General features: G+C 40.0%; 18 protein-coding genes. 17 read left to right on the top strand and 1 reads right to left on the bottom strand.

Annotated elements, in window-relative coordinates; translation table 11 throughout:
* The first annotated feature begins 348 nt into the window (after nucleotides 1-348).
* The 13 genes from PO903_RS22275 to PO903_RS22215 all read left to right on the top strand — a co-directional run bounded on the left by PO903_RS22275 (nucleotide 349) and on the right by PO903_RS22215 (nucleotide 15,527).
* The gene (locus tag PO903_RS22275; RefSeq protein WP_273594600.1) at nucleotides 349-2,454 is read left to right on the top strand and encodes a SpoIID/LytB domain-containing protein; all 2,106 of its coding nucleotides are present in this window, start codon (nucleotides 349-351) and stop codon (nucleotides 2,452-2,454) included.
* 8 nt (nucleotides 2,455-2,462) lie between these two features.
* Nucleotides 2,463-3,491 (top strand): tRNA preQ1(34) S-adenosylmethionine ribosyltransferase-isomerase QueA, encoded by a 1,029-nt coding sequence (gene queA / locus PO903_RS22270; RefSeq protein WP_273594599.1) that lies wholly within the window; start codon nucleotides 2,463-2,465, stop codon nucleotides 3,489-3,491.
* 153 nt (nucleotides 3,492-3,644) lie between these two features.
* The gene (gene tgt, locus PO903_RS22265; RefSeq protein WP_069329158.1) at nucleotides 3,645-4,784 is read left to right on the top strand and encodes a tRNA guanosine(34) transglycosylase Tgt; all 1,140 of its coding nucleotides are present in this window, start codon (nucleotides 3,645-3,647) and stop codon (nucleotides 4,782-4,784) included.
* A gap of 86 nt (nucleotides 4,785-4,870) precedes the next feature.
* A complete protein-coding gene (gene yajC / locus PO903_RS22260; protein ID WP_069329159.1) occupies nucleotides 4,871-5,185 on the top strand; it encodes a preprotein translocase subunit YajC in 315 nt (104 codons plus the stop codon).
* Between the two features lie 129 nt (nucleotides 5,186-5,314).
* Nucleotides 5,315-6,637, top strand: a complete 1,323-nt coding sequence (locus PO903_RS22255; protein WP_273594598.1) for an ArsB/NhaD family transporter — start codon at nucleotides 5,315-5,317, stop codon at nucleotides 6,635-6,637.
* Between the two features lie 103 nt (nucleotides 6,638-6,740).
* The gene (locus tag PO903_RS22250; protein ID WP_069329161.1) at nucleotides 6,741-7,025 is read left to right on the top strand and encodes a post-transcriptional regulator; all 285 of its coding nucleotides are present in this window, start codon (nucleotides 6,741-6,743) and stop codon (nucleotides 7,023-7,025) included.
* 152 nt (nucleotides 7,026-7,177) lie between these two features.
* Nucleotides 7,178-8,650, top strand: coding sequence for a protein translocase subunit SecD (secD, locus tag PO903_RS22245; RefSeq protein ID WP_069329162.1), 1,473 nt, complete (start codon nucleotides 7,178-7,180; stop codon nucleotides 8,648-8,650).
* Nucleotides 8,640-9,548 (top strand): protein translocase subunit SecF, encoded by a 909-nt coding sequence (gene secF / locus PO903_RS22240; RefSeq protein WP_069329163.1) that lies wholly within the window; start codon nucleotides 8,640-8,642, stop codon nucleotides 9,546-9,548. Before secD ends, secF begins: the two co-directional genes overlap by 11 nt.
* 73 nt (nucleotides 9,549-9,621) lie before the next feature.
* Nucleotides 9,622-10,605, top strand: a complete 984-nt coding sequence (locus tag PO903_RS22235; RefSeq protein ID WP_069329164.1) for a cation diffusion facilitator family transporter — start codon at nucleotides 9,622-9,624, stop codon at nucleotides 10,603-10,605.
* A gap of 11 nt (nucleotides 10,606-10,616) precedes the next feature.
* Nucleotides 10,617-13,022 carry a single-stranded-DNA-specific exonuclease RecJ gene (recJ, locus tag PO903_RS22230; RefSeq protein ID WP_273594597.1) on the top strand — a complete coding sequence of 802 codons (2,406 nt, stop codon included), beginning with the start codon at nucleotides 10,617-10,619 and terminating at the stop codon, nucleotides 13,020-13,022.
* 48 nt (nucleotides 13,023-13,070) lie between these two features.
* Entirely contained in the window at nucleotides 13,071-13,589 is a 519-nt protein-coding gene (locus PO903_RS22225) for an adenine phosphoribosyltransferase (RefSeq protein ID WP_069329166.1), read from the top strand.
* Nucleotides 13,590-13,834: 245 nt separating this feature from the next.
* Nucleotides 13,835-14,332, top strand: coding sequence for a cation:proton antiporter regulatory subunit (locus PO903_RS22220; RefSeq protein WP_069329167.1), 498 nt, complete (start codon nucleotides 13,835-13,837; stop codon nucleotides 14,330-14,332).
* 1 nt (nucleotide 14,333) lies between these two features.
* Entirely contained in the window at nucleotides 14,334-15,527 is a 1,194-nt protein-coding gene (locus PO903_RS22215; RefSeq protein ID WP_069329168.1) for a cation:proton antiporter, read from the top strand.
* Between the two features lie 296 nt (nucleotides 15,528-15,823).
* Here the strand turns inward: PO903_RS22215 and uraA are convergent, their stop codons facing one another.
* On the bottom strand, nucleotides 15,824-17,143 hold the full coding sequence (gene uraA, locus PO903_RS22210) for a uracil permease (RefSeq protein ID WP_273594596.1): 1,320 nt from the start codon (nucleotides 17,141-17,143) through the stop codon (nucleotides 15,824-15,826).
* 375 nt (nucleotides 17,144-17,518) lie between these two features.
* Here uraA and PO903_RS22205 point away from each other — a divergent pair, with 375 nt between their 5' ends.
* The 4 genes from PO903_RS22205 (at nucleotide 17,519) to PO903_RS22190 (ending at nucleotide 21,476) form a co-directional block, all read left to right on the top strand.
* The gene (locus PO903_RS22205) at nucleotides 17,519-19,693 is read left to right on the top strand and encodes a RelA/SpoT family protein (RefSeq protein ID WP_069329170.1); all 2,175 of its coding nucleotides are present in this window, start codon (nucleotides 17,519-17,521) and stop codon (nucleotides 19,691-19,693) included.
* Between the two features lie 94 nt (nucleotides 19,694-19,787).
* Nucleotides 19,788-20,240, top strand: a complete 453-nt coding sequence (gene dtd / locus PO903_RS22200; RefSeq protein ID WP_273594595.1) for a D-aminoacyl-tRNA deacylase — start codon at nucleotides 19,788-19,790, stop codon at nucleotides 20,238-20,240.
* Nucleotides 20,241-20,438: 198 nt separating this feature from the next.
* Nucleotides 20,439-20,945: a type 1 glutamine amidotransferase domain-containing protein gene (locus tag PO903_RS22195; RefSeq protein WP_069329172.1), complete on the top strand. Its 507-nt coding sequence runs from the start codon at nucleotides 20,439-20,441 to the stop codon at nucleotides 20,943-20,945.
* An 84-nt stretch (nucleotides 20,946-21,029) separates the two neighbouring features.
* Nucleotides 21,030-21,476 carry a hypothetical protein gene (locus tag PO903_RS22190; RefSeq protein WP_137223278.1) on the top strand — a complete coding sequence of 149 codons (447 nt, stop codon included), beginning with the start codon at nucleotides 21,030-21,032 and terminating at the stop codon, nucleotides 21,474-21,476.
* Nucleotides 21,477-21,920 lie beyond the last annotated feature (444 nt).

The raw sequence follows: 21,920 nt of genomic DNA, 5'->3' as shown, positions 1-21,920 counted from the left end.
CAGGTTTGAGTAGAAATAGTGGCAATGCACAGTGAATACATTCAGCGACGGTAAGACCGCCTGGCTTGGTAATCACACAGTCGCTCATCAATGATGAGTGATGAGTGATGAGTGATAGATTATTATATTTGTAAACTTTATTATTGTAAGTATATAGCTCGCTATCAATGATTAATAAGAAAGTGATTTTAGATTTTAAAATATTTTGGCTAATGAGATTAATGTAATAAGTCTTAATGGTTTTAGGACAATTTCTGTGTAAACCAAGTCATTTGGACCACTTATGCGTATAATGGATAAGAGTGTAGCTGTACAAGTATGGATGAAGAAAGGAATAAGTGAATAAAGATGAGTACAAATGTAAATACAACCTTAAAAAAGTGGAAGAAAAAATTATGGCTTTTGCCTGTAGTGATACTGTTAGCGGGAACACTGCCTCAATCTTCTTATGGAGCAACATCGTCTGTGGATAATGAAAAAGTGCGTGTAGGATTATTTTTGGACGTGGGGAGTACATATTCTTCAACGGTTCCTTTTGTGAATGTGAAATCAGCAGGTAGTCTAAGTATTGGACAATCCAATAATGGTGTTGTTGATTCATGGGTATCTATCGGTAATCAAGCAAGCTTCGGAATTGATGGCTACCGGGTTAAAGTATTGGAGACGACGGATTTTGCTACAGCGGCTACAGGTATTAAATTGTTACAATCGACCAGTGATAAACCGATCGTATTTTCAGCTTCCAAAAATGGAGGTACAGTATACCAATTGTATACAGGCATGTATTCTTCTAAAGCAGCTGCTGCCACTGGAGCTTCTCGCACTGCTTCTGCGGTACGATCTATTTTGAACGGTCAGACTCCTGCTGTAAAAGGAGGCTTCCATCTATCTGCTGGAAGTTATGCAACGGAAGCGCAAGCTAATGCTGGACTTGCTGCTGTAGGTGCAGCCGGATTAGATGGATTTATCGCTATGACCAAAAGTGGTGGAGCTCTTTCTTATAATGTATGGGTGGGCGAAGAAGCAGATGCGTCTTCTTTGGCAAGTATCAAGTCACTCGCAGCAACATCGCTACCTGATGTAGCCTTGACTACGGTAAGCAGTACACAAGCAGCAATGATTAAGCGTACCAATGTGACTTCAAGTATCACAAGTCCTTCACCTGTAGATCATTATATGGTGAGTGGAACCGATGCCAAAATGATGTTACAAGGTAATGATTCTGGAACTCAAGTCACCGAACGGTCAGCTCGAACGTATCGTGGCGATTTCGAAATGAGTAATTATAATGGTCAACTGGCATGGATCAATGTTTTGCCGATGGAAGAGTATTTGTACTCGGTAGTAGGTGGAGAAGTGTCTGCTTCATGGCCAGCTGAAGCGTTGAAAGCTCAAGCAGTAGCTGCACGCAGTTATGCAAGATTTCAAGAACAAGGTTCTAAATTTAAAATAGCAGATGTAGTCGATACTACACTGAGTCAAGCATATAACGGTGTAAGTGCAGAAGACAAACGAATTATTGCGGCTGTCGATGCTACAGCAGGTGAGATCGTCACCAAAAATAATAAAGTGATTGAAGCCATCTTTTCTGCTAATAGTGGTGGAGCTTCGGCAGATCCTTCCGAAGTATGGAATGGCGGTGGAGATGTCTTTGTCAGTGTAGTCTCCAAAGAAGATGCTGCTTCACAAGCTGCACTTAAAAATTGGTATCATGTATTATTGGATAATGGAAAGTCTGGTTATGTGCGTGAAGATAATGTAAAATTATCAGGCAAGAAAACATCGGCTGGATTAGACTATATGACGGTTACTGCTAAAAATACAAATGTACGTCCTTTACCAGTTGTACAAAGCAGTGTAGCGATGGTGGGCCAAATGAATCCAGGCGATCAAGCTACTGTGTTGGAATTATTACCTGAGTCTAATAGTTATGAGTGGATACGTGGTCCGTTTACCTCTGCGCAACTTCTAGCTACTTTAAAAGGTAAAACGACATCAAGCTTACCATCAACGATTACTTCTATTCAGGTATCTCAACGTGGACCTTCAGGTCGTGTTACTGAAATTAAAGTCAATGGTGCTGTTGTGAAAGTTAAATATCCAGATGTATTCCGTTCTGCACTTAATAGTCTACCAAGTACATTATTCGATGTGGTCAATACTGCCAATTATGTAGTAATCGGTTCGAATAATGATCAAAATGAAATGCCAGCTGCTGGAACTGTTATTTTGGGATCGTCCGGACAAGGAACAGGTTCAAGTTCAACTGTTATTTTAAATGGTGATGGTGTAGCTAGAGTGACTGAAGCTGGTGGATTTTTATTTACAGGTAACGGAAATGGTCATGGATTAGGTATGTCTCAATGGGGCGCTAAAGGAATGGCAGATAAAGGCTCCAATTATAAACAAATCTTGCAACATTATTATAACAATGTGCAAATTACGAAGGGGTAAGTAGAACCATGAAAGTAGATGTATATGATTTTGAATTACCAGAGCATTTGATAGCTCAAGTTCCATTACAAGATCGAACCGCTTCACGATTACTCACATTAAACAAAAAAACAGGCGAAGTAAGACATCAACACTTCGGTGAGATTTTAGATTATTTACATGAAGGCGATACACTGATTTTGAACGATACGCGTGTTATTCCTGCTCGTCTATTCGGTATCAAACGAGATACAGGGGCTAAAGCAGAAGTACTGTTATTAACTCAACTTGAAGGTGATCGTTGGGAAGCATTAGTGAAACCCGGCAAAAAGTTGAAAAAAGGCGCTGTTATTGATTTCGGCGGTGAGCTTGAAGCCGTGATCGAAGAAGAATCGGATATGGGGATGCGTGTATTGTCTTTCCGATATGAAGGGATATTCCAAGAGATTCTAGATCGATTGGGTGAAATGCCACTTCCTCCTTATATTAAAGAAAAGTTAGATGATCGTGAGCGTTATCAGACGGTATATGCCAAACACGAAGGTTCCGCAGCTGCACCTACTGCCGGACTTCATTTTACAACAGAATTATTAGAACAAATTGCAGCTAAAGGTGTACAAGTAGGCTTTGTGACTCTGCATGTAGGATTAGGTACATTCCGTCCGATGTCAGTTGAAACTATCGAAGAACATGTGATGCATGAAGAATTTTATTCACTGTCTGCGGAGACGGCTCAATTATTAAATGAAACGAAAGCGCGCGGCGGTCGTATTATTGCTGTAGGCACCACTTCTGCCCGTACACTGGAAACTGTAGCTCGTGAAGCAAAAGGCTCATTGATCGAAGCTTCTAGTGGTTGGACACAAATTTTTATTTATCCAGGACATGAATTTGGTCTGGTTGATGCGATGGTGACAAATTTTCATTTGCCTAAATCTACATTGGTGATGTTGGTCAGTGCATTAGCAGGTCGAGATCATATTATGAATTCTTATCAGCAAGCTGTAGCCGAAGAGTATCGCTTTTTCAGCTTTGGCGATGCGATGTTTATTTATTAGAAAATGATTGTATTTCACAGGGGTGCTCCCGTATAATTAACTGTTGATGAACGTTGTTGTAAGCTATGTCTATAGTGACGTTAACAGGATAAGTTAACTTATTGATAAGTCTGACTATCCTATTTTATAAGCAGAAGGATGAGAACCAATACTATGGCTGGACCTATTACGTACGAACATATCAAAACTTGTAAGCAATCAGGAGCACGTCTTGGACGTGTTCATACTCCGCATGGAGTTATTGAAACACCTGCTTTTATGCCTGTAGGTACACAAGCAACAGTTAAAACAATGAGTCCAGAAGAACTTAAACAAATGGATGCGCATATTATTTTGAGTAACACGTATCATTTGTTTCTTCGTCCAGGTCACGATCTGATTCGTGATGCAGGTGGATTACACAAATTTATGAACTGGGATCGCCCTATTTTGACAGACAGCGGTGGGTTCCAAGTATTTAGTCTGAGTGATATGCGTAAAATTAGTGAAGAAGGCGTACACTTTAAATCGCATCTAAATGGCGATAAGTTATTCCTATCTCCTGAAATTGCGATGGATATTCAAAACTCATTAGGTTCGGATATTATGATGGCATTTGATGAATGTCCTCCTTATCCTGCTGAATATGAGTATGTGAAAAAGTCACTTGAACGTACATCTCGCTGGGCAGAACGTTGCCTTGAAAGTCATGGTCGTCCACAAGATCAAGGACTGTTTGCAATCGTTCAAGGTGGGATGCATGAAGATCTACGTAAACAAAGTGCACTTGATTTGACTTCGATGGATTTCCCGGGGTATGCTATTGGTGGACTGAGTGTAGGTGAGCCTAAGGACTTGATGTATCAAGCTTTGGATTTCACGATACCGTTTCTTCCGCACAATAAGCCACGTTATCTTATGGGTGTAGGTTCGCCTGATGCTCTGATCGAAGGATCGATTCGTGGAGTAGATATGTTCGATTGTGTGTTGCCAACACGGATTGCACGCAATGGTACAACCATGACTAGTGAAGGACGTGTAGTGGTACGTAATGCGAAATATGCGCGTGACTTTGGACCACTTGATCCGAACTGTGATTGTTATACGTGTCGGAATTATTCCCGTGCCTATCTGCGTCATCTCATCAAAGCAGACGAAACATTTGGTCTACGATTGACCACGTATCACAATCTGCATTTCTTATTGAATCTGATGAAAAATGTACGTCAAGCGATTATGGATGATCGTCTTCTCGACTTTAAAGAAGAGTTCTTCACGCAATATGGACTACATGATAATGATAAAGGGTTCTAAACAAACGGTATGTACATGACATCCATCGAAAAACAGTATGATATTGCTTTTTGATTAATGGTTGATAAGAAAAAGGGGGAAATAACATGTTTGAAACAGCAGCAGCTGCAGGTGGAACAGGCGGTATCTGGGGAGCAGTACTTCCATTTGTATTTATGTTCGTTATTTTTTACTTCTTACTGATTCGTCCGCAACAAAAGAAACAAAAGCAACGCAAAATGATGTTAAATACTTTATCTAAAGGTGATAAAGTTGTTACAATCGGTGGATTACACGGTACGATTGCTGAAATCACAGACGATATGGTTGTTTTGCGCGTAAATGATGTAACGAAATTAACATTTGATCGTGCTTCTATCAGTCATGCAACAGGCGAAAAAGCACCTGTTTTGACTAAATAATAAACGTTTATTAATCATTATAATGATGCTTACATCGAAGCGGGCCTGGTTAACAGGTCCGTTTTTTGCTTGAAGATGACCTCTTGTTATCAGTATGATAGATATAAAGGATGAATAAGGAGGTGCAATATGCAACCGACAGCGTTGATGAGTTCATGGCAGCCTGTGGCAGCGATTGTGATCTTTTTGATCATATATGCAGTATGGATGACAGATCGAATAAGCAAAGCACTTGTTGCGTTAACAGGAGCCCTTATTTTTCTAGTCATTGGTATTGTCGATTGGCAAGATGCGTATAGAATGCATATAGAGTGGAATACAGTCTTCTTGTGGATAGGTATGATGTTAATAGCTGCCGTCATGAATCGGAGTGGCTTAATACCTTATGCAGCCATCTATAGTCTTAAATGGACCAAAGGCGGCCCTGTACGAGTAATGCTCTTACTAACAGCATTTACAGCAATAGGGTCGGCATTATTAGATAGTGTCACGATGGTGCTATTGATCGTGCCTGTAACGATTGTGATGACTCGCAAATTAGAGCTCAATCCTGTTCCTTTTTTAATTGCTGAAATTGTGGTGAGTAACTTGGGTGGTGCGGCTACCATGATTGGACATCCGGTCAATATTTGGATTGGGTCAGCTAACCCTCAATTGACGTTCGATTTATTCTTGAAAGTCATGGGCCCTATCGTACTTATCTTATTAGTCGTAAATATTGGTCTGTTGTTGCTATTTTATCGCAAGTCTTTTCGGCGACAGGAACGTACCACTTCATTGCAACATTTGGAGGAAGAAGCACGTTCTTATATTCAGAGCCCACGTCGTTCTATGATTATATTTATCATCTTTATCTTGACGTTGTTGGCTTTTATATGCCAAAAATGGATAGGTCTCGAAGCTCCTGTGATTGCTCTGAGTGGAGCGGTATTGATGTTGTTAGTCAGTTCTCCTTCACAATGGCGTACAGGGGAAATATGGCGTGAGATCGAATGGGGAACCGTTCTATTTTTTATCGGACTCTTTATATTGGTTGGTGGTCTGGTAGATACGGGCTGGATAAGCTTAGGAGCGATGCATCTTATCGAATTAACCAATGGCAATCTTGGATTTGCGGCGATGATTATATTATGGATTACAGGTGTTGTATCTGCAGCCATTGATAATATTCCGTGGGTAGCGACAATGATTCCTTTAATTCAAGAAGCAGGCGTGCAGATGAATGCCAATACTCCTGCTGTGCTGAATCCGCTCTGGTGGGCTTTGTCATTAGGTGCTTGCATTGGTGGAAATGGTACGTTAATTGGTGCTTCTTCCAATATGTTAGTCGCTGCTATGGCTCATCGTGAGAAACATCATTTTAGCTATATGGAATTTTTGAAAGTAGGATTACCTTTAACATTGATTTCTTTGATCATTGCCTCACTTTATCTTTATTTTATTATCTTGTGAATTTAGCAGGAGATTCCAGTTGGATGAAGAATTAGTTAATGTTGAGCATGGACAAATAAAAAAATAGACAGGGTTATCAAGTGCAGGAAGGAAAGGTGCTCCAATGGCGATGGAAGAATTAACCAATGCCGAGCTTACTGAAGTGATTGAGACATTATGCGAAAGCAAAGCAGAAGAATTTCGACTGCTAGGCTATGAAAATGTAACTTCAGATGAGATATGGGATTGTCTTGGTCATAAATATGATCAGCAGGGAATGCCCAAACTTCATGAGTTGGTTAGTGATATTTTGTCAATGAGGGTAAATCAGTTTATGAATTATGTAACTATGTCATCTTATAAAAGCGCACCAGATACTTGGAACCAGGCACCGTTGGATCAATCATAAACTGTTGAATAACAGCATGAACCAATGATAAGCTGGAGTCGGTAGTTTATCGACATCAGCTTGTTTATTTTGCAGACCAGTGGTAAATTGACTGTAATTTGTGCCATCGCTATAATAGGAATATTGAGAATGAAAGGGGAACCACATACGGGATGAAAAGAATCATCAGCTTCGTAGTCGTTATGCTCGTCGTTGCTGGAGTTATTGGCGCAACGACACCGTTATTTAAGGATGTTCGTCTAGGACTTGACCTTAAAGGCGGTTTTGAGATTTTGTATCAGGCTACGCCAACCACGCAGGGGGAACAAGTCACCAGGGAATCACTATTGCAAACAGCAAAAAGTTTGGAACAACGTGCGAATGCTTTGGGAACCAGTGAACCAGAAATTACAACAGAGGGTACAGATCGTATTCGTCTGAAAATTGCTGGAGTTACTGACGAAGCAACGGTTCGCCAAACGATGAAAGAACCAGCGGAATTGACTTTCCGTAGTGCAGATGGCTGTACAACAGATTCTTCTGCCAAAAAAGACGAAGCTACAAGTAAAACAGCAACTGAATCTAAAAAATCAGATGCTACTAGCAAGTCTACTTCCAAAGACAGCAATGAAGTATCGGCTCAATCGGCAGGAGCAACACAAGAAATTAATGTTGATCCTACAACCGGAGAAGCTACAACTGCCCCTGGAGATACATACAATGGCGCAGCAGAGCAGGATCCAGCAGCACAAGATCCGCTTAAAGTATATTGTAAAGTAGAATTGACAGGTAATGATTTCACAGAAAATGGAGCATCGATTTCATACACTCAACTGAATGAGCCACAAATTGCTATTAAGTTGAAAGATGCAAGTAAATTTGCTGAGATCACCAAACGTTTGACAGGTAAAAACTTAGCTATTTTCCTAAATGATCAATTGCTGTCTGCTCCTACAGTACAAGGTGAGCTTTCAGATGGAACAGCGGTTATTACAGGTACGTATACGCAAGAAGAAGCACAACAACTGAAAGACCAAATCAACTTGGGTGCATTGCCACTTAAATTGACAGAAGTGTATTCTCAAAGTGTTGGCGCAACATTGGGTCAACAATCATTGAAAGATACATTACTAGCAGGTGTGATTGGTTCGATCTTGATCCTGTTATTCATGGCTCTTATTTATCGTGTTCCTGGTCTTATTGCAGGATTCTGTATTATTGTTCATACCTGGTTATTGGTTATGATCTTTATTGCAGGCGACTTTACATTAACCTTGCCAGGTATTGCAGCCTTTATTCTCGGGGTTGGTATGGGTGTCGATGCGAATATTATTACCTACGAACGGATCAAAGATGAACTTCGTAGCGGTAAGAGCTTATTGTCTGCATTTAAAGCAGGTGGACGCAATTCATTCGGAACGATTATGGATGCAAATATAACCACTATTATTGCCGGTGCTGTAATGTTCGCATTGGGTACAGGCGCAGTAAAAGGTTTTGCATTAGTATTGATTCTTAATATTGTAGTGAGTATTTTGACGAATGTGTTCTTCTCTCGCTTCTTGCTATCTTTGCTTCTTAAAGGAAAGATTATTACCAAAGCGAAGTCGTTCGGTGTAAAGGAGAGTGAACGCAGTGCGCTTTAAGTGGAATTATGATTTTATCAAAATCAGTAAATACTTCTATACGTTCTCGATCATTTTGATCGTACTTGGTATTTTGAGTCTAGCAATCTTCAAATTGAATTATGGTGTTGATTTCCGTTCAGGTTCTAATGTGGATGTGACATTGACCAAACCTATTACAGAAGCGCAAGCTCAACCTGTGGTTGAAGCATTAAAACTGAGTGATGATCCTAGTATTACGATCGGTGACGGACGGATGAATGTTCGTTTTGAAAAAGTACTAACCGATACGCAGGAAAATCAATTCAAACAAGCATTTAACAAACAGTTGGATAGTGGAGCTTCTTTTGAAGTCAACACCGTTGATCCAGCGATTGCAAAAGAATTAGAACGTAACGCTTTGTGGGCAGTATTAGCAGCAAGTTTGGGTATTATTATCTACATTACGATTCGTTTTGAATGGCGCTTTGCGGTTGCAGCAGTTGTAGCCATGCTCCATGATGCGTTTATCGTTATTGCGATCTTCTCTATCTTCCGCCTAGAGGTGGATCTTACCTTTATTACAGCGATCTTAACGATTATTGGTTACTCGCTGAATGATACCGTCGTTATCTTTGACCGTATCAGGGAAAATCTACGTTTCTCTAAACAGAAGAAAAGTGGAGATATTAAAACCATCGTTAACAACAGTATTTCTCAGACGATGACTCGTTCACTAAATACAGTATTAACTGTATTTATCGCCTGCGTATGTTTGTTCATATTCGGTAGTGAATCGATTCGTATGTTCTCATTAGCAATGATTCTTGGTCTTGTCTTTGGTGCTTATTCTTCTGTATTTATTGCAAGCCCATTGTGGTTGTTGCTTAAAAACAGACAAAAACCAAAAGCGAAAACACCGTCTAAAACGACGGCGTAACATTGCAAGTCCAACATGTTGAAGCCGCGTCCTGTTACAGACGCGGCTTTATGTTGTTTTAGGAGGGAAACTCGTGAAGAACCAAGATATCCATCAAGGGGAAAAGGTGTTTTGGACATCGGTTATTACCGGACTTGGCTTAGCTATTGTCAAAGGGGTTACCGGCTATATTGCAAACAATAAAGCATTAATGGGAGATGCATTATATACAGCTTCTACAGCGGCAAGTAGTCTTGTCGATCGTTTATCGAATAATGGTACAACCGCAAAAAGTCATACACGTCAAAATGGGCGTACAGGTACCACTGCTCCACCTGCTAAAACAGGGGCTCCTTTTGCAAATTTAATGATTACTGTGCTGTTATTGTTAGGTGGATTAGAAATTGGTATTTCAGCTGTGCGTGATCTGATGTCTTCAGCGACTCCTGATCCGAAGCCATATGCGATTATTCCTGTATTTCTATCTATTGCTATCAATGAAGCCGTATTCCGTTATCGCTATCGTTATGCGAAAAAACAAAAAAATGCTCGGTTAGCTGATGATGTTGATAATCATCGTTACTCGTTATACTCTTCAATTCTGGTACTTGCAGGGATGTTAAGTACGATTGCTGCTTTGGAACTGAATATTGATCAACTGTATTATATCGAACCGATTTCTGCGATTCTGGTGGCTGGAATTGTATGGCGACAAGGATATCGTATTGCCAAGCACTCTATTTATGGATCACTTGTACAAGAATTAGATCAACAGGATGCTGTCGATTTTATGGATACTGTACAACGTGTACAGGGTGTTATTACAGTTGAAGAATTGAAAGCACAAGAAGTAGGAGATAGTGTCAAAATCGATCTCAAAATCAGTGTGAATCCACAAATTACTGTTCGAGAAGCAGCAGAAATTTCAGAGTATGCCAAAAATTTATTACTGAGTCGGTTTGCACATGTCAGTAGTGTACAAGTACAGGTGGTTCCTTATAACGGGGGATATCCTTACAAATCAAATTATGAACTGACACAAAGTAGAGATACATCTGGAAATGGTATGCTTCAATAAGGAGGAACCCCATGATTCATTCACAATATCATTGGAATATTCGTCGTCCTGATCAGACGATTTCACAGTCTCTTGCTAATCAGTTAGGCATATCTTCATTGATGTCTACCCTTTTGGCGAGTAGAGGCTATACAGAGGAACAAAAAGCTCTAGATTTTCTTCATGGAAGTCGGGAAGATATTCATGACCCGTACTTGCTCGCAGGTATGACAGAAGCTGTAGCACGTATTCGTCAAGCTCTGGATCAACATGAGAAAATATGGATCTATGGAGATTACGATGCAGATGGTGTATCCAGTACAACGTTAATGATCTATCTGTTACGTCATTTGAAGGCTGATTTCGATACGTATATTCCTCATCGCTCCAAAGAAGGATACGGGCTACATCAACATGCAATTGATCAAGCTCATGCTCAAGGTGTGACATTGATTATTACAGTAGATACGGGTATTAGTGCAGTAGAACAAATAGCACATGCTTCACAATATGGCATAGATGTGATTGTAACCGATCATCATGAACCGCCTGCTGTATTGCCACAAGCCTATGCTCTGGTGAATCCCAAGTTACCTTACTGTCCTTATCCGTTCAAAGGGTTAGCAGGAGTTGGAGTTGCTTTTAAGCTTGCGCATGCGCTAATAGGTTCTATGCCTGAACAATGGTTAGAAATCGTCGCTATCGGTACGGTAGCTGATCTGATGCCACTTGAAGGCGAGAACCGTATGATGGTACGTGCAGGTGTAGAAAAAATGAAAAACAGTTCTTTTGTAGGCATCAAAGCTTTAATGGATGTAGCAGGGATTGAACATGAGCAAGTATCGGCTACTCATATTGCTTTTGCCATGGCTCCTCGTATTAATGCGAGTGGACGAATGGAACATGCAATGCGAGCAGTTGAGTTGTTAACAGCTACAGATACAGAACAAGCAAATTATATTTCTCATGAATTGGATCAATTGAATAAATCTCGTCAGGAGCTAGTCAACACGATTACTCAAGAAGCTCATCTAATGGTTGAACAAGGATATGAAGGACAGACCAAAGCTATTCCAGATGTGATTGTCGTAGCTGGAGAAGGTTGGAATCCGGGTGTAGTCGGTATTGTAGCTTCTAAATTATTAGATCGTTATTACCGTCCGACTATTGTTCTTGGAATCGATCCCGTCACAGGGATGTGTAAAGGATCTGCTCGTTCTATTGATGGGTATGATATTTATCAAGCATTATTGAACTGTTCAGACTTAATGGATCATTTTGGAGGACATCCAGCAGCGGCAGGAATGAGCCTACATCGAGATCAATTGGCTGCTTTTCGCCAAGCTTTGAATGAGCGAGCAGCAACGATTTTGACTGAAACTGAGTTGGTTCCACAAACGCAGGCTGATTGTGAATGTGAATTAAAAGAATTGTCTTTATCAGCGATTGAGGAATTAGATCAATTGGCTCCCTTTGGAATGTCTAATCCATTACCTCGGATTGTGTTACGTGGAGTTACAGTCATTCAAGCCAAAACGATCGGTAAAACAGGTACTCATCTTCGCTTGGTGGTCGAGCAAGGAGATACGATGATCGAAGGTGTGGCTTTTGGCAAAGGAGAACTTGCGAGTCTACTAAAAGAAGGAGATCATATTGATCTGCTTGCCGAAACGAGTATTAATGAATGGCGTGGTAATCGTAAGCCCCAATTGATGGTGCAAGATATTGCTGTTCCGGGTCTACAGATCTGGGATCGACGGGATTGCCAAGCGATGGATAGCGAATTAACTCAGGTTCGGCAACAATTTGGGCGTTATATGGCGACTGAACAAGGACAATGGGCGATCTTAAGTGAAGAAGATGAACATTTATCAAAAAGCCAATTGTGTGATGTATCCCTTTGGGGTTATGATAGAAAGGCTGGCATTGTCGCTAGTAATACTATTTCTATGCAATATGGTGCAGAGGCTGTACGCACATTATGTGTATTGTCTTTACCAGCGCATACAGGGCAGTTGGATATGATTTTTGCCCAGTTCACTTCTCTTGAAAATATCATTCTTCTCCATGATAAGCGGCAACAGCAGGAACTTCTGCAAATACCTGATCGAGATCAATTTAAATTGATCTATGGATGGCTTGTCAAAAGCAATCAGCAATTTGTTCGTGAAGATGAGCTTATTCCTTACCTGAGTCAGAAAACATCCAGTTCGATAAGAATGGTACAGCTTATGCTGGAAGTATTCGAGGAACTGGAATTTATTATTCGGGAACAAGGGAAGGTTACAGTCAATACTTCTCCTTCCAAACGTCCTCTGGATAGTTCGAAGCGGTATCAGGAACTTAGCGAGCTGGCTGAAATGGAATATATGTTATGTGAAAGTGATCTGCCGCAGTTAACATCATGGATGATTTCCCGCATGCAAGGCGCGTCATAAAAAGAAGTATAAGGTTGCAGAGGTTTTTATTTTGAGGAGGAGATTTTTTTGGATTTTAAAGATTATATTCGTGTGATTCCTGATTTCCCGCAAGAAGGAATCAGTTTTAAAGATATCACCACTTTGATGCAAAATGGACCTGTTTATCAACAGTCTATCAATGAACTAAAAAAAATGGTAGAGCATTTGCAAATTGATGTGATTGCTGGGCCAGAAGCACGTGGTTTTGTTGTAGGTGCTCCACTTGCTTATGCATTAGGTGTTGCTTTTGTACCTATTCGTAAAGCAGGTAAACTTCCTTACAAAACGATTCAAGCAGATTATGCTCTTGAGTATGGTCAAGATAGCCTAGCTATGCATGCAGATGCAATCACCGAAGGACAAAATGTTCTGATTGCTGATGATCTGCTAGCAACAGGTGGTACTATTGCTACATCGATCCACTTGATTCGTCAATTGGGCGGCAATGTAGTAGGTACAGCATTTATGATCGAGTTACAAGACTTGAATGGTCGTGCTAAATTACCGGACGTTGATGTGTTCACATTGACACAATATCCGTTCTAAAACGGAGCATTTCCCGGGAAATAAAAAGTTGCATATATAAAAAGTGTTGTAATAACACCCGATTGCCAATAACTATTATTGGTAAATCGGGTTTTTTGGCGTTTTTTGAGCTAAATTGGTCTAAAATGAGATTTTTATGAAACCTAAGGGATAGAAGCACGTATAACATTGTAGAAGCATACGGTATGTACAGTTATTTCTGTATAGATTAGTCATGCTATTTTACAGATAAAGGAGGGGGAAGTATGGCTAACATTCGTGAGACGGACTTACCCGGTATTGGCAGGAAATTTTCAGTAGAAACTGATGAGAGTGAGAAAATATCGATCATTGTGCATGAAGATGGGAAGCGCGAGATTTTTCACAATCCACCGGACAGCCCGGAAGACTATGAGTTGGTGGTTACACTTGGAGATGTAGAAGCTCGCCAGATTGCAAGCATTATTGGTGGGATGAGCTATCGACCTAGTGGACTAGAACAAGCAGAATTATCATTGTCTCAATTAAGTATCGAATGGTACAAATTGAAAAGAAATATGGATTGCTTGGGTAAAACGATAGGCGATCTGGCTGTTCGTGAAAGTACAGGTACTGTGATCATAGCGAGTATCGAATCAAGTCGTAAGCAGAAGATCAGTCCAGGACCCGAATATGTACTACAAGAAGGATATACTCTTGTCGTTGCTGGTGAGCGTAGCGGTATTCAGATTCTTAAGCAATTGCTTGAGAGGGGGTCTGGATAATATGGACTATATTGTTTTTGAGATTGGGATTGCTGTTCTGTTAGTCGCTCTAGCAGGATTACTAGCATCCAAACTGAAGTTCTCGGTAGTTCCGTTTTATATTTTAGCGGGAATGGCTGTAGGACCTCATGCACCAGTATTCGGCATTTTGGATTTTCGATTTATTCAAAGTGCTGAATTGATTGAATTTATGGGAAAGATCGGCGTCATTTTCTTACTGTTCTATCTGGGACTCGAATTCTCGGTAGGTCGGTTGGTCAAAGCTGGTAAATCGATAGCGATTGGCGGAACGATCTATATTGGAATTAACTTTACACTGGGATTGCTGTTCGGTTTTGCTACCGGATTTGGCATCAAAGAAACATTGGTGATTGCAGGGATTACAACAATCTCTTCCAGCGCTATTGTAGCTAAAGTGTTAGTTGATCTGAAGCGTACTGCTAATCCAGAAACAGAAATGATCCTCGGGATTATTATGTTTGAAGATGTATTTTTAGCTGTATATCTGTCGGTGCTCTCCGGTCTCTTGTTAAGTGGAGCAACTTCAATTGGTGGTATTCTCCTTTCTGCTGCTCTGGCACTTGGATATATGTTATTGATCCTGGTTGTTGGACGCAAAGCTGTACCACTATTAAATAAAGTACTCAATATTCCTTCGAATGAAATTTTTATGTGTACTGTATTTGCTGCTTTATTTTTAATTGCTGGATTTTCCGAAACGATTCATGTCGCAGAAGCAATCGGCGCTTTATTAGTAGGTCTTGTTCTTGCTGAAACTTCGCATATGCATCGGATCGAAAAAATTATTTTACCTTTCCGCGATTTCTTTGGCGCACTGTTCTTCTTTAGCTTTGGACTGACGATTGATCCATTGTCCTTAGGTGGAAATGCAGTATGGTTGGCGATAGGTGCTGTGATCTTGACGATGATTGGTAACTACTCAGCAGGGATGTTAGCAGGAAAAACGGCTAATTTATCACCTAAATCTTCATCGAATGTAGGACTAACGATTATGTCACGTGGTGAGTTTTCAATTATTGTAGCCAATCTAGGCGCAGCAGGTGGACTTGCTGCTATCTTACAACCTTTTGCTGCTATCTATGTTTTGATCTTGGCGATTTTAGGCCCATTGATGACGAAAGAATCGAAATGGATTCATAACGGAATCGCACGTATTTTCAGACTCAAAAAATAAGCAAATTATTTTCCTATAACACGTCGAGCGAACAGATGTGAGCGTTAATCAGATACCATATATTCAGTATGGTAAATGACTCGTATTATAAGAAAATGACTTGCTTGGGATGGTCATAACGACCGTATATCTCGAACAGAAAATACAAAGTAGGCTGTATCTACAAAGAAAAAAGTAATACTATTCAATAAAAAAGACTACCTTTGTACAAGTATTCTGTACGTTAAAGGTAGTCTTTTTATTAATAATTTTTATTTGATTTAGGGGAATAGGAATCAGACAAATAGATCAATAGATCAATCTGGATTTTTGGCAGGCATAGATGGATCATCTTTATCGTTGGATAATCCTGTCACATGTAGTATACGGAAAAATAGACTGAGTAGAATACCGACAATCGTCGCAAGCGCCATCCCTTTTAACTCAACAGAACCGAATTTTAAAGTCGCTCCGCTTAGACCTGTGATCAGTACCATTGTGGTAAGTAGCATATTCTGTGCTTTAGAGTAATCGACTTTTTGTTCGACCAGAATCCGAAGACCTGACGCGGCAATTACTCCGAATAAAAGAAGAGATACACCGCCCATAACAGGTTGAGGAATCGCAGAGATCGCTCCTGTAAATGTACCTGAGAACGAAAGGACGATAGCAAATAAAGCAGCTCCTGCAATCACATAGATAGAATACACTTTCGTTAATGCCATAACACCGATATTTTCACCGTATGTTGTATTCGGTGTGGAACCGACAAAGCCAGACAATATCGTTGAAATACCGTTTCCTAATAGAGAGCGATGAAGCCCAGGATCTTTGGATAAGTTTTTGCCTACAATATTACTTGTTACAAGCAAGTGACCTACGTGTTCAACAATAACGACCAAAGCGACAGGAATAATCGTCAAAATGACAGACCAGTTAAAAGAAGGCGTAACGACCTGTGGCAGTTGAATAAAGCTTGCTTCCTGAATTTTGGTTGTATCGACTAGACCCATTGGAAAAGCAAGTCCATAGCCGACTGCAATACCAATCAGAATATGTATGATTTTGGGGAATCCACGAAAAGTCACAGCACCGAGTAGCGTGACACCAAGCGTGATTAACGATAGCGTAATGACTTTCATATCAGGAGCCCATGTACTTGCATCTGCACCTGAAGGAGCGATAAATCCAGCCATCTGTGCAGCGACAGGAATCAGTTCAAGTCCGATCAGAGCGACAATAGCACCCATCGCTGCTGGAGGGAAGACGATATCTAACCAACCTGTACCTGCATATTTTACAATAAGAGCCACGAGAGCGAAGATAACACCTGTTACAATAAAAGCACCTAACGCAAGTGAGTAACCATTCTCATCAAAACCGTATTTGGTTAATACAAGCGTTACCGGTGCGATAAATGCAAAGCTAGAACCAAGGTACGCAGGAATTTTGCCCCGACAAATCAAGATATAAAGCAGGGTACCTATACCATTCATCAACAAAATCATACCTGGATCGACATGGAACAGATTAGGAACAAGTACTGTACTTCCGAACATAGCAAAAAGATGCTGTAAGCTTAACAGCAATCCTTGAAATAAAGGCAGTTTCTCATTCACTTGAATTTCACGCTGCACGTTATTCACTCCTTCTGATCAAATAGTATTCTCTACATTAACAACAATTGTCTTCTGCAACGATCAAACGCATATCTTTAATAGCTTAATGAGTTTGCATGTTTTTTTCAATAACGTTTTTCAGAAAAGCATGATAATCTTCATAAACCATTCATCCAGAATGGTTGACGCGGATACGTGCAAGAGGCATAATTATAGGAAATCCCCTTTTCGGAACCTGATGCCACACAGATATGGGCAGGTTCCATTTTGATATGTATTTTTGGTAAATACTGAAAACTTAAAAAAAGATGTGAAAACAGGTGATATTCTTTCGTTTCTCAAAAAGGATTCACAATGTTTATTTATAAATAGAAAGGATACGACAACGATTCTATGGGCATAGAGCGATTACTTGAAAAGGCGTCCGCCTACATTAAAGAAAAGGATCTTCACCGCATACGGGAAGCCTATGAGTTTGCTGATCAAGCCCATCACGGCCAGGTGCGGAAGTCAGGAGAACCTTATATTTTGCATCCTTTGGCGGTTGCAGATATTGTTGTTGGTATGGAAATGGATACCATTTCCATTATTGCTGCACTTCTGCATGATGTTGTTGAAGATACCACCGTATCCCTTGATGAAATTCGCACCCGGTTTGGCGATAATTGTGCCATGCTGGTTGATGGTCTAACCAAGTTAGAACGAATTAAATTCCGTTCCAAAGAAGAACAACAAAATGAGAATTATCGCAAAATGTTTATTGCGATGGCGCAAGATATTCGCGTCATTGTGATCAAGCTAGCTGATCGTCTGCATAATATGCGGACACTGAAATACCAGTCTGAAGAAAGTCAGCGCCGTATTGCTTATGAAACACTTGAAATTTTCTGTCCTGTAGCTCATCGTCTCGGTATATCGGCGATTAAATGGGAAATGGAAGATATTGCTCTTCGTTATTTGAATCCGCAACAGTATTATCGTATTGCGAATTTGATGCACAAAAAGCGTGCAGAACGTGAACAATATATTGATAATGTGATTGGACGTATCAATGAAAAGCTATCTGAAATGGGCGTAGAAGCTGATCTTTCAGGTAGACCTAAGCATATCTATAGTGTGTATCAAAAAATGACGATGAAAAACAAGCAATTTAATGAAATTTACGATCTATTAGCGATTCGTATTATTGTAGATAATATCAAAGATTGTTATGCCACTTTGGGTATTATTCATACGTTATGGAAACCGATGCCAGGTCGATTCAAAGATTATATTGCAATGCCTAAAACGAATATGTATCAGTCTTTGCATACGACAGTGGTAGGTCCAAATGGCGAACCAACAGAAGTACAGATTCGTACATGGGATATGCACCGCACTGCTGAATTTGGTATCGCGGCTCACTGGGCGTATAAAGAAGGTACAACCGGAACGATCGAAAATAAAGTTCCTTTTTTCAAAGAGATTCTGGAATTGCAGCATGAAGCTAAAGATGCTTCTGAATTTGTAGAATCACTCAAAATGGACTTTTTCTCTGATTTGGTATTTGTTTTCACACCAAAAGGAGAAGTTATTGAATTACCTATCGGATCTGTACCGCTTGATTTTGCTTATCGTATTCATACAGAAGTGGGTAACCGGACGATTGGTGCTAAAGTAAATGGTCGTATTGTACCACTGGATCATCGTTTGAAAACAGGCGATATTATTGAGATTTTGACTTCTAAACATTCCTATGGTCCAAGTCAAGATTGGCTCAAAATTGCTCAATCTTCGCATGCACGTAGTAAAATTAAGCAGTGGTTCAAAAAAGAAAAACGTGAAGAGAATGTGGAAAAAGGTCGTGAAGCTTTAGAACGTGAAATCAAACGTCTAAATCTGGAACCTTCAGTCTGGTTAACAGATGATAAATTAGTCGAAGTCGGTAAAAAGTTTGCTTTTCACGACAGCGAAGATATGTTATCTGCTATTGGATTTGGAGGCATTACAGCGGCTCAAGTCTGTACACGTTTAACCGAAAAATTGCGTAAAGAACAAGAAGAATCGGCGATTATTGAACTGAGTGAACAGGTAAAAGAAGTCAAAACAGCGCCAGAAGAAAAACGCCCACGTCCAACTAATGGCGTAAGCGTCAAAGGAATCGATAATCTATTAGTACGGTTTGCTCGTTGTTGTAATCCTGTACCGGGTGATGATATTGTCGGTTATGTGACACGCGGACGCGGTGTATCGATTCATCGTAGCGATTGTACCAATGTGCCTGATGTGAGTGACAACAGTGAAGCCGCTCGTATTATTGAAGTGGGCTGGGAAAATGCTGTTGAATCTAACTATAGTGTGGATATTGAGATTACAGGACATGATCGTCGTGGACTGCTCAATGAAGTATTGCAGACTGTCGCAGAAAGCAAAACGAATATTTCAGCGGTATCTGGACGTTCCGATAAAAACAAAATGGCTATGATTCATATGACAATTTTGATTCGGAATACAGATCATTTGCAATCGGTAGTCGATAAGATCAAACGTATTCAAGATGTATATACCGTTCATCGGATTATGCAATAATATAAATTAATCGTAATACCAATTGAAAAGAAGCTAATCTCCTTCACCGGAATCGTTAGCTTCTTTTCTTTATAGAAAGGCAGGATTTAGACTTATGAGAGTGATTGTTCAGCGTTGTAAACAAGCTTCAGTTACCGTAAATGAAGAAATTGTCGGGCAAATTGGCAAAGGATTAATGGTATTAGTGGGAGTTACTCATCAGGATACGGTTGAAGATGCCAAGTATCTTGCAGGTAAAGTAGCAGGAATTCGTATTTTCGAAGATGAGAATGGAAAGATGAATCTAGGTTTACAGGAGATCGGTGGTCAGGTACTGTCAGTATCCCAGTTTACCTTGTATGGAGATTGTCGCAAAGGTAAGCGTCCGGGATTCAGCGATGCTGCTCGTCCTGAAGTGGCTACACCTGTATATGAAGCATTTAATCATGCTTTGCGGGAGTTAGGGCTTGTGGTTGAAACAGGAATCTTCGGCGCAGATATGGATGTGTCTCTGACGAACTGGGGACCTGTCACACTGATTATTGATAGCCCCACTAAAAACAATTAATGGATACACAAACCGTATAGGTGATGAATAAAAGGGCATTCTTTTGTAAAGAAGAATGCTCTTTTTGTTATTTATTTATCAATTAGATGATGGATTGTGGTAGAAGAGCAAAAGAAAAGGGTAATAAGAAAGCGAGAACAATTACAGTATTCTACTGTATAGACAACTAGATAGCATCACGAAAGGAGAACTATTCCCATGAGTAAAGTAGCATTCTTATTAGCAGACCAATTTGAAGATTCCGAAATGCAGGTGCCTTATGACGAGCTGAAAAAAGCGGGTCATGATGTTGATATCATCGGTCTCCAAAAAGGAGAAACGGTGAAAGGTAAAAACGGCAAAGAAGAATACACGATCGAAAAAGCAATCAGTGAAGTTAACGCTGCTGATTATGATGGAGTCGTGATCCCTGGTGGTTCTTCACCGGAAGGTTTACGTTTGGATCAAGATATTCTGAAATTTGTAACGGAAGTGAATACAGCGAAAAAACCAATTGCTGCGATTTGCCATGGTCCACAAATTTTAGCAAGTGCTAATTTGCTTCAAGGACGTACCATTACTTCATTCCCTCCTCTCAAAGACGATATGGTCAATGCAGGAGCAACTTTTGAAGATGGCGAAGCGATTGTAGATGGTAATTTTATTACTTCTCGTACACCTAAAGATGAGCCCGCCTTTGTACGTGAAATTTTAAAAGCATTGTAAGTAGAACGTACCACGAAAAGATTTCTTTTCTTAAAATAGTATGTCCGTACCATGTATTTAAAATACAGCAAGGAGGTAATGATAATGACTAAACATATTCAAGCTTATTTTCAAACAGAAGATCAAGCAGAGGGTGCTAGAACAAGTCTGCAAACGTTCAATGTAAAACAACTTGAGGTGGGACGTTTACCTCACCAAATTAGTCAAAGTGGTAAAGTATTAGTACCGCTCGTTCCGATTGCTACAAATACAGGCGGCGCTGTAGGTACAGCAGGGGCTCCATCTGGAGCAGGTCCAGGAGGCATTGTCGCTCCAACAGCTATTATTGAGAATCGTGAAGATCGTGAAGATGTTGATCGCGAAGATTCACCTCGTAGTGATGACGATGCAGCTTACAGTGCAAGCAATGCTACAGACAAAGATTATGATGATCTGAAATATGTATTGTCTGCTTCTGTCATGGAAGCTGATGTAGAACAAGTTGTTCAAGCATTGCGTACAAACAATGCGTTTGTAGAAATTTTAGATTAATATTTATTTTTAAAGTAGATATATAGTTTAAAAGGTGTTACAGGTGAAGAATGTTCATCTGTAGCACTTTTTTTATGGAATATAATGATCAAAGTTTACCTATTGTAATGAAACTGTAATATAGGAAACATCTTCTCTTAACAATCACCATCTATAATGTACCTATGACCCCCTTTTTAACATACTATGTTGGCCTACAGCCCGTTGCTGTAGGTTATTTTTTTGTCTATAACGATAGAGTCTTTTTGCAAAGGATATTTTTATTAAGTTAAAGTGTTGACTTTAGTGCAGTGGTTCATTACAATCGTTAAATATAACATGATTCTGACTATAAGCTTTGTAGATGACAGTTGGAACGATAGAATATAAGATTATGAGATCAACGTAATCTTTAAATATACGAATTTGTAGACGGGAAAAGTAACTTAGATCGATACAGTATCG

Origin of the sequence: Paenibacillus sp. PK4536 (assembly GCF_028594455.2) — a bacterium.
Taxonomy (GTDB): domain Bacteria; phylum Bacillota; class Bacilli; order Paenibacillales; family Paenibacillaceae; genus Saccharibacillus; species Saccharibacillus nuruki.
The sequence above is the reverse complement of the archived record's forward strand: the minus strand, read 5'-3'. Positions and strand labels throughout refer to the sequence as shown.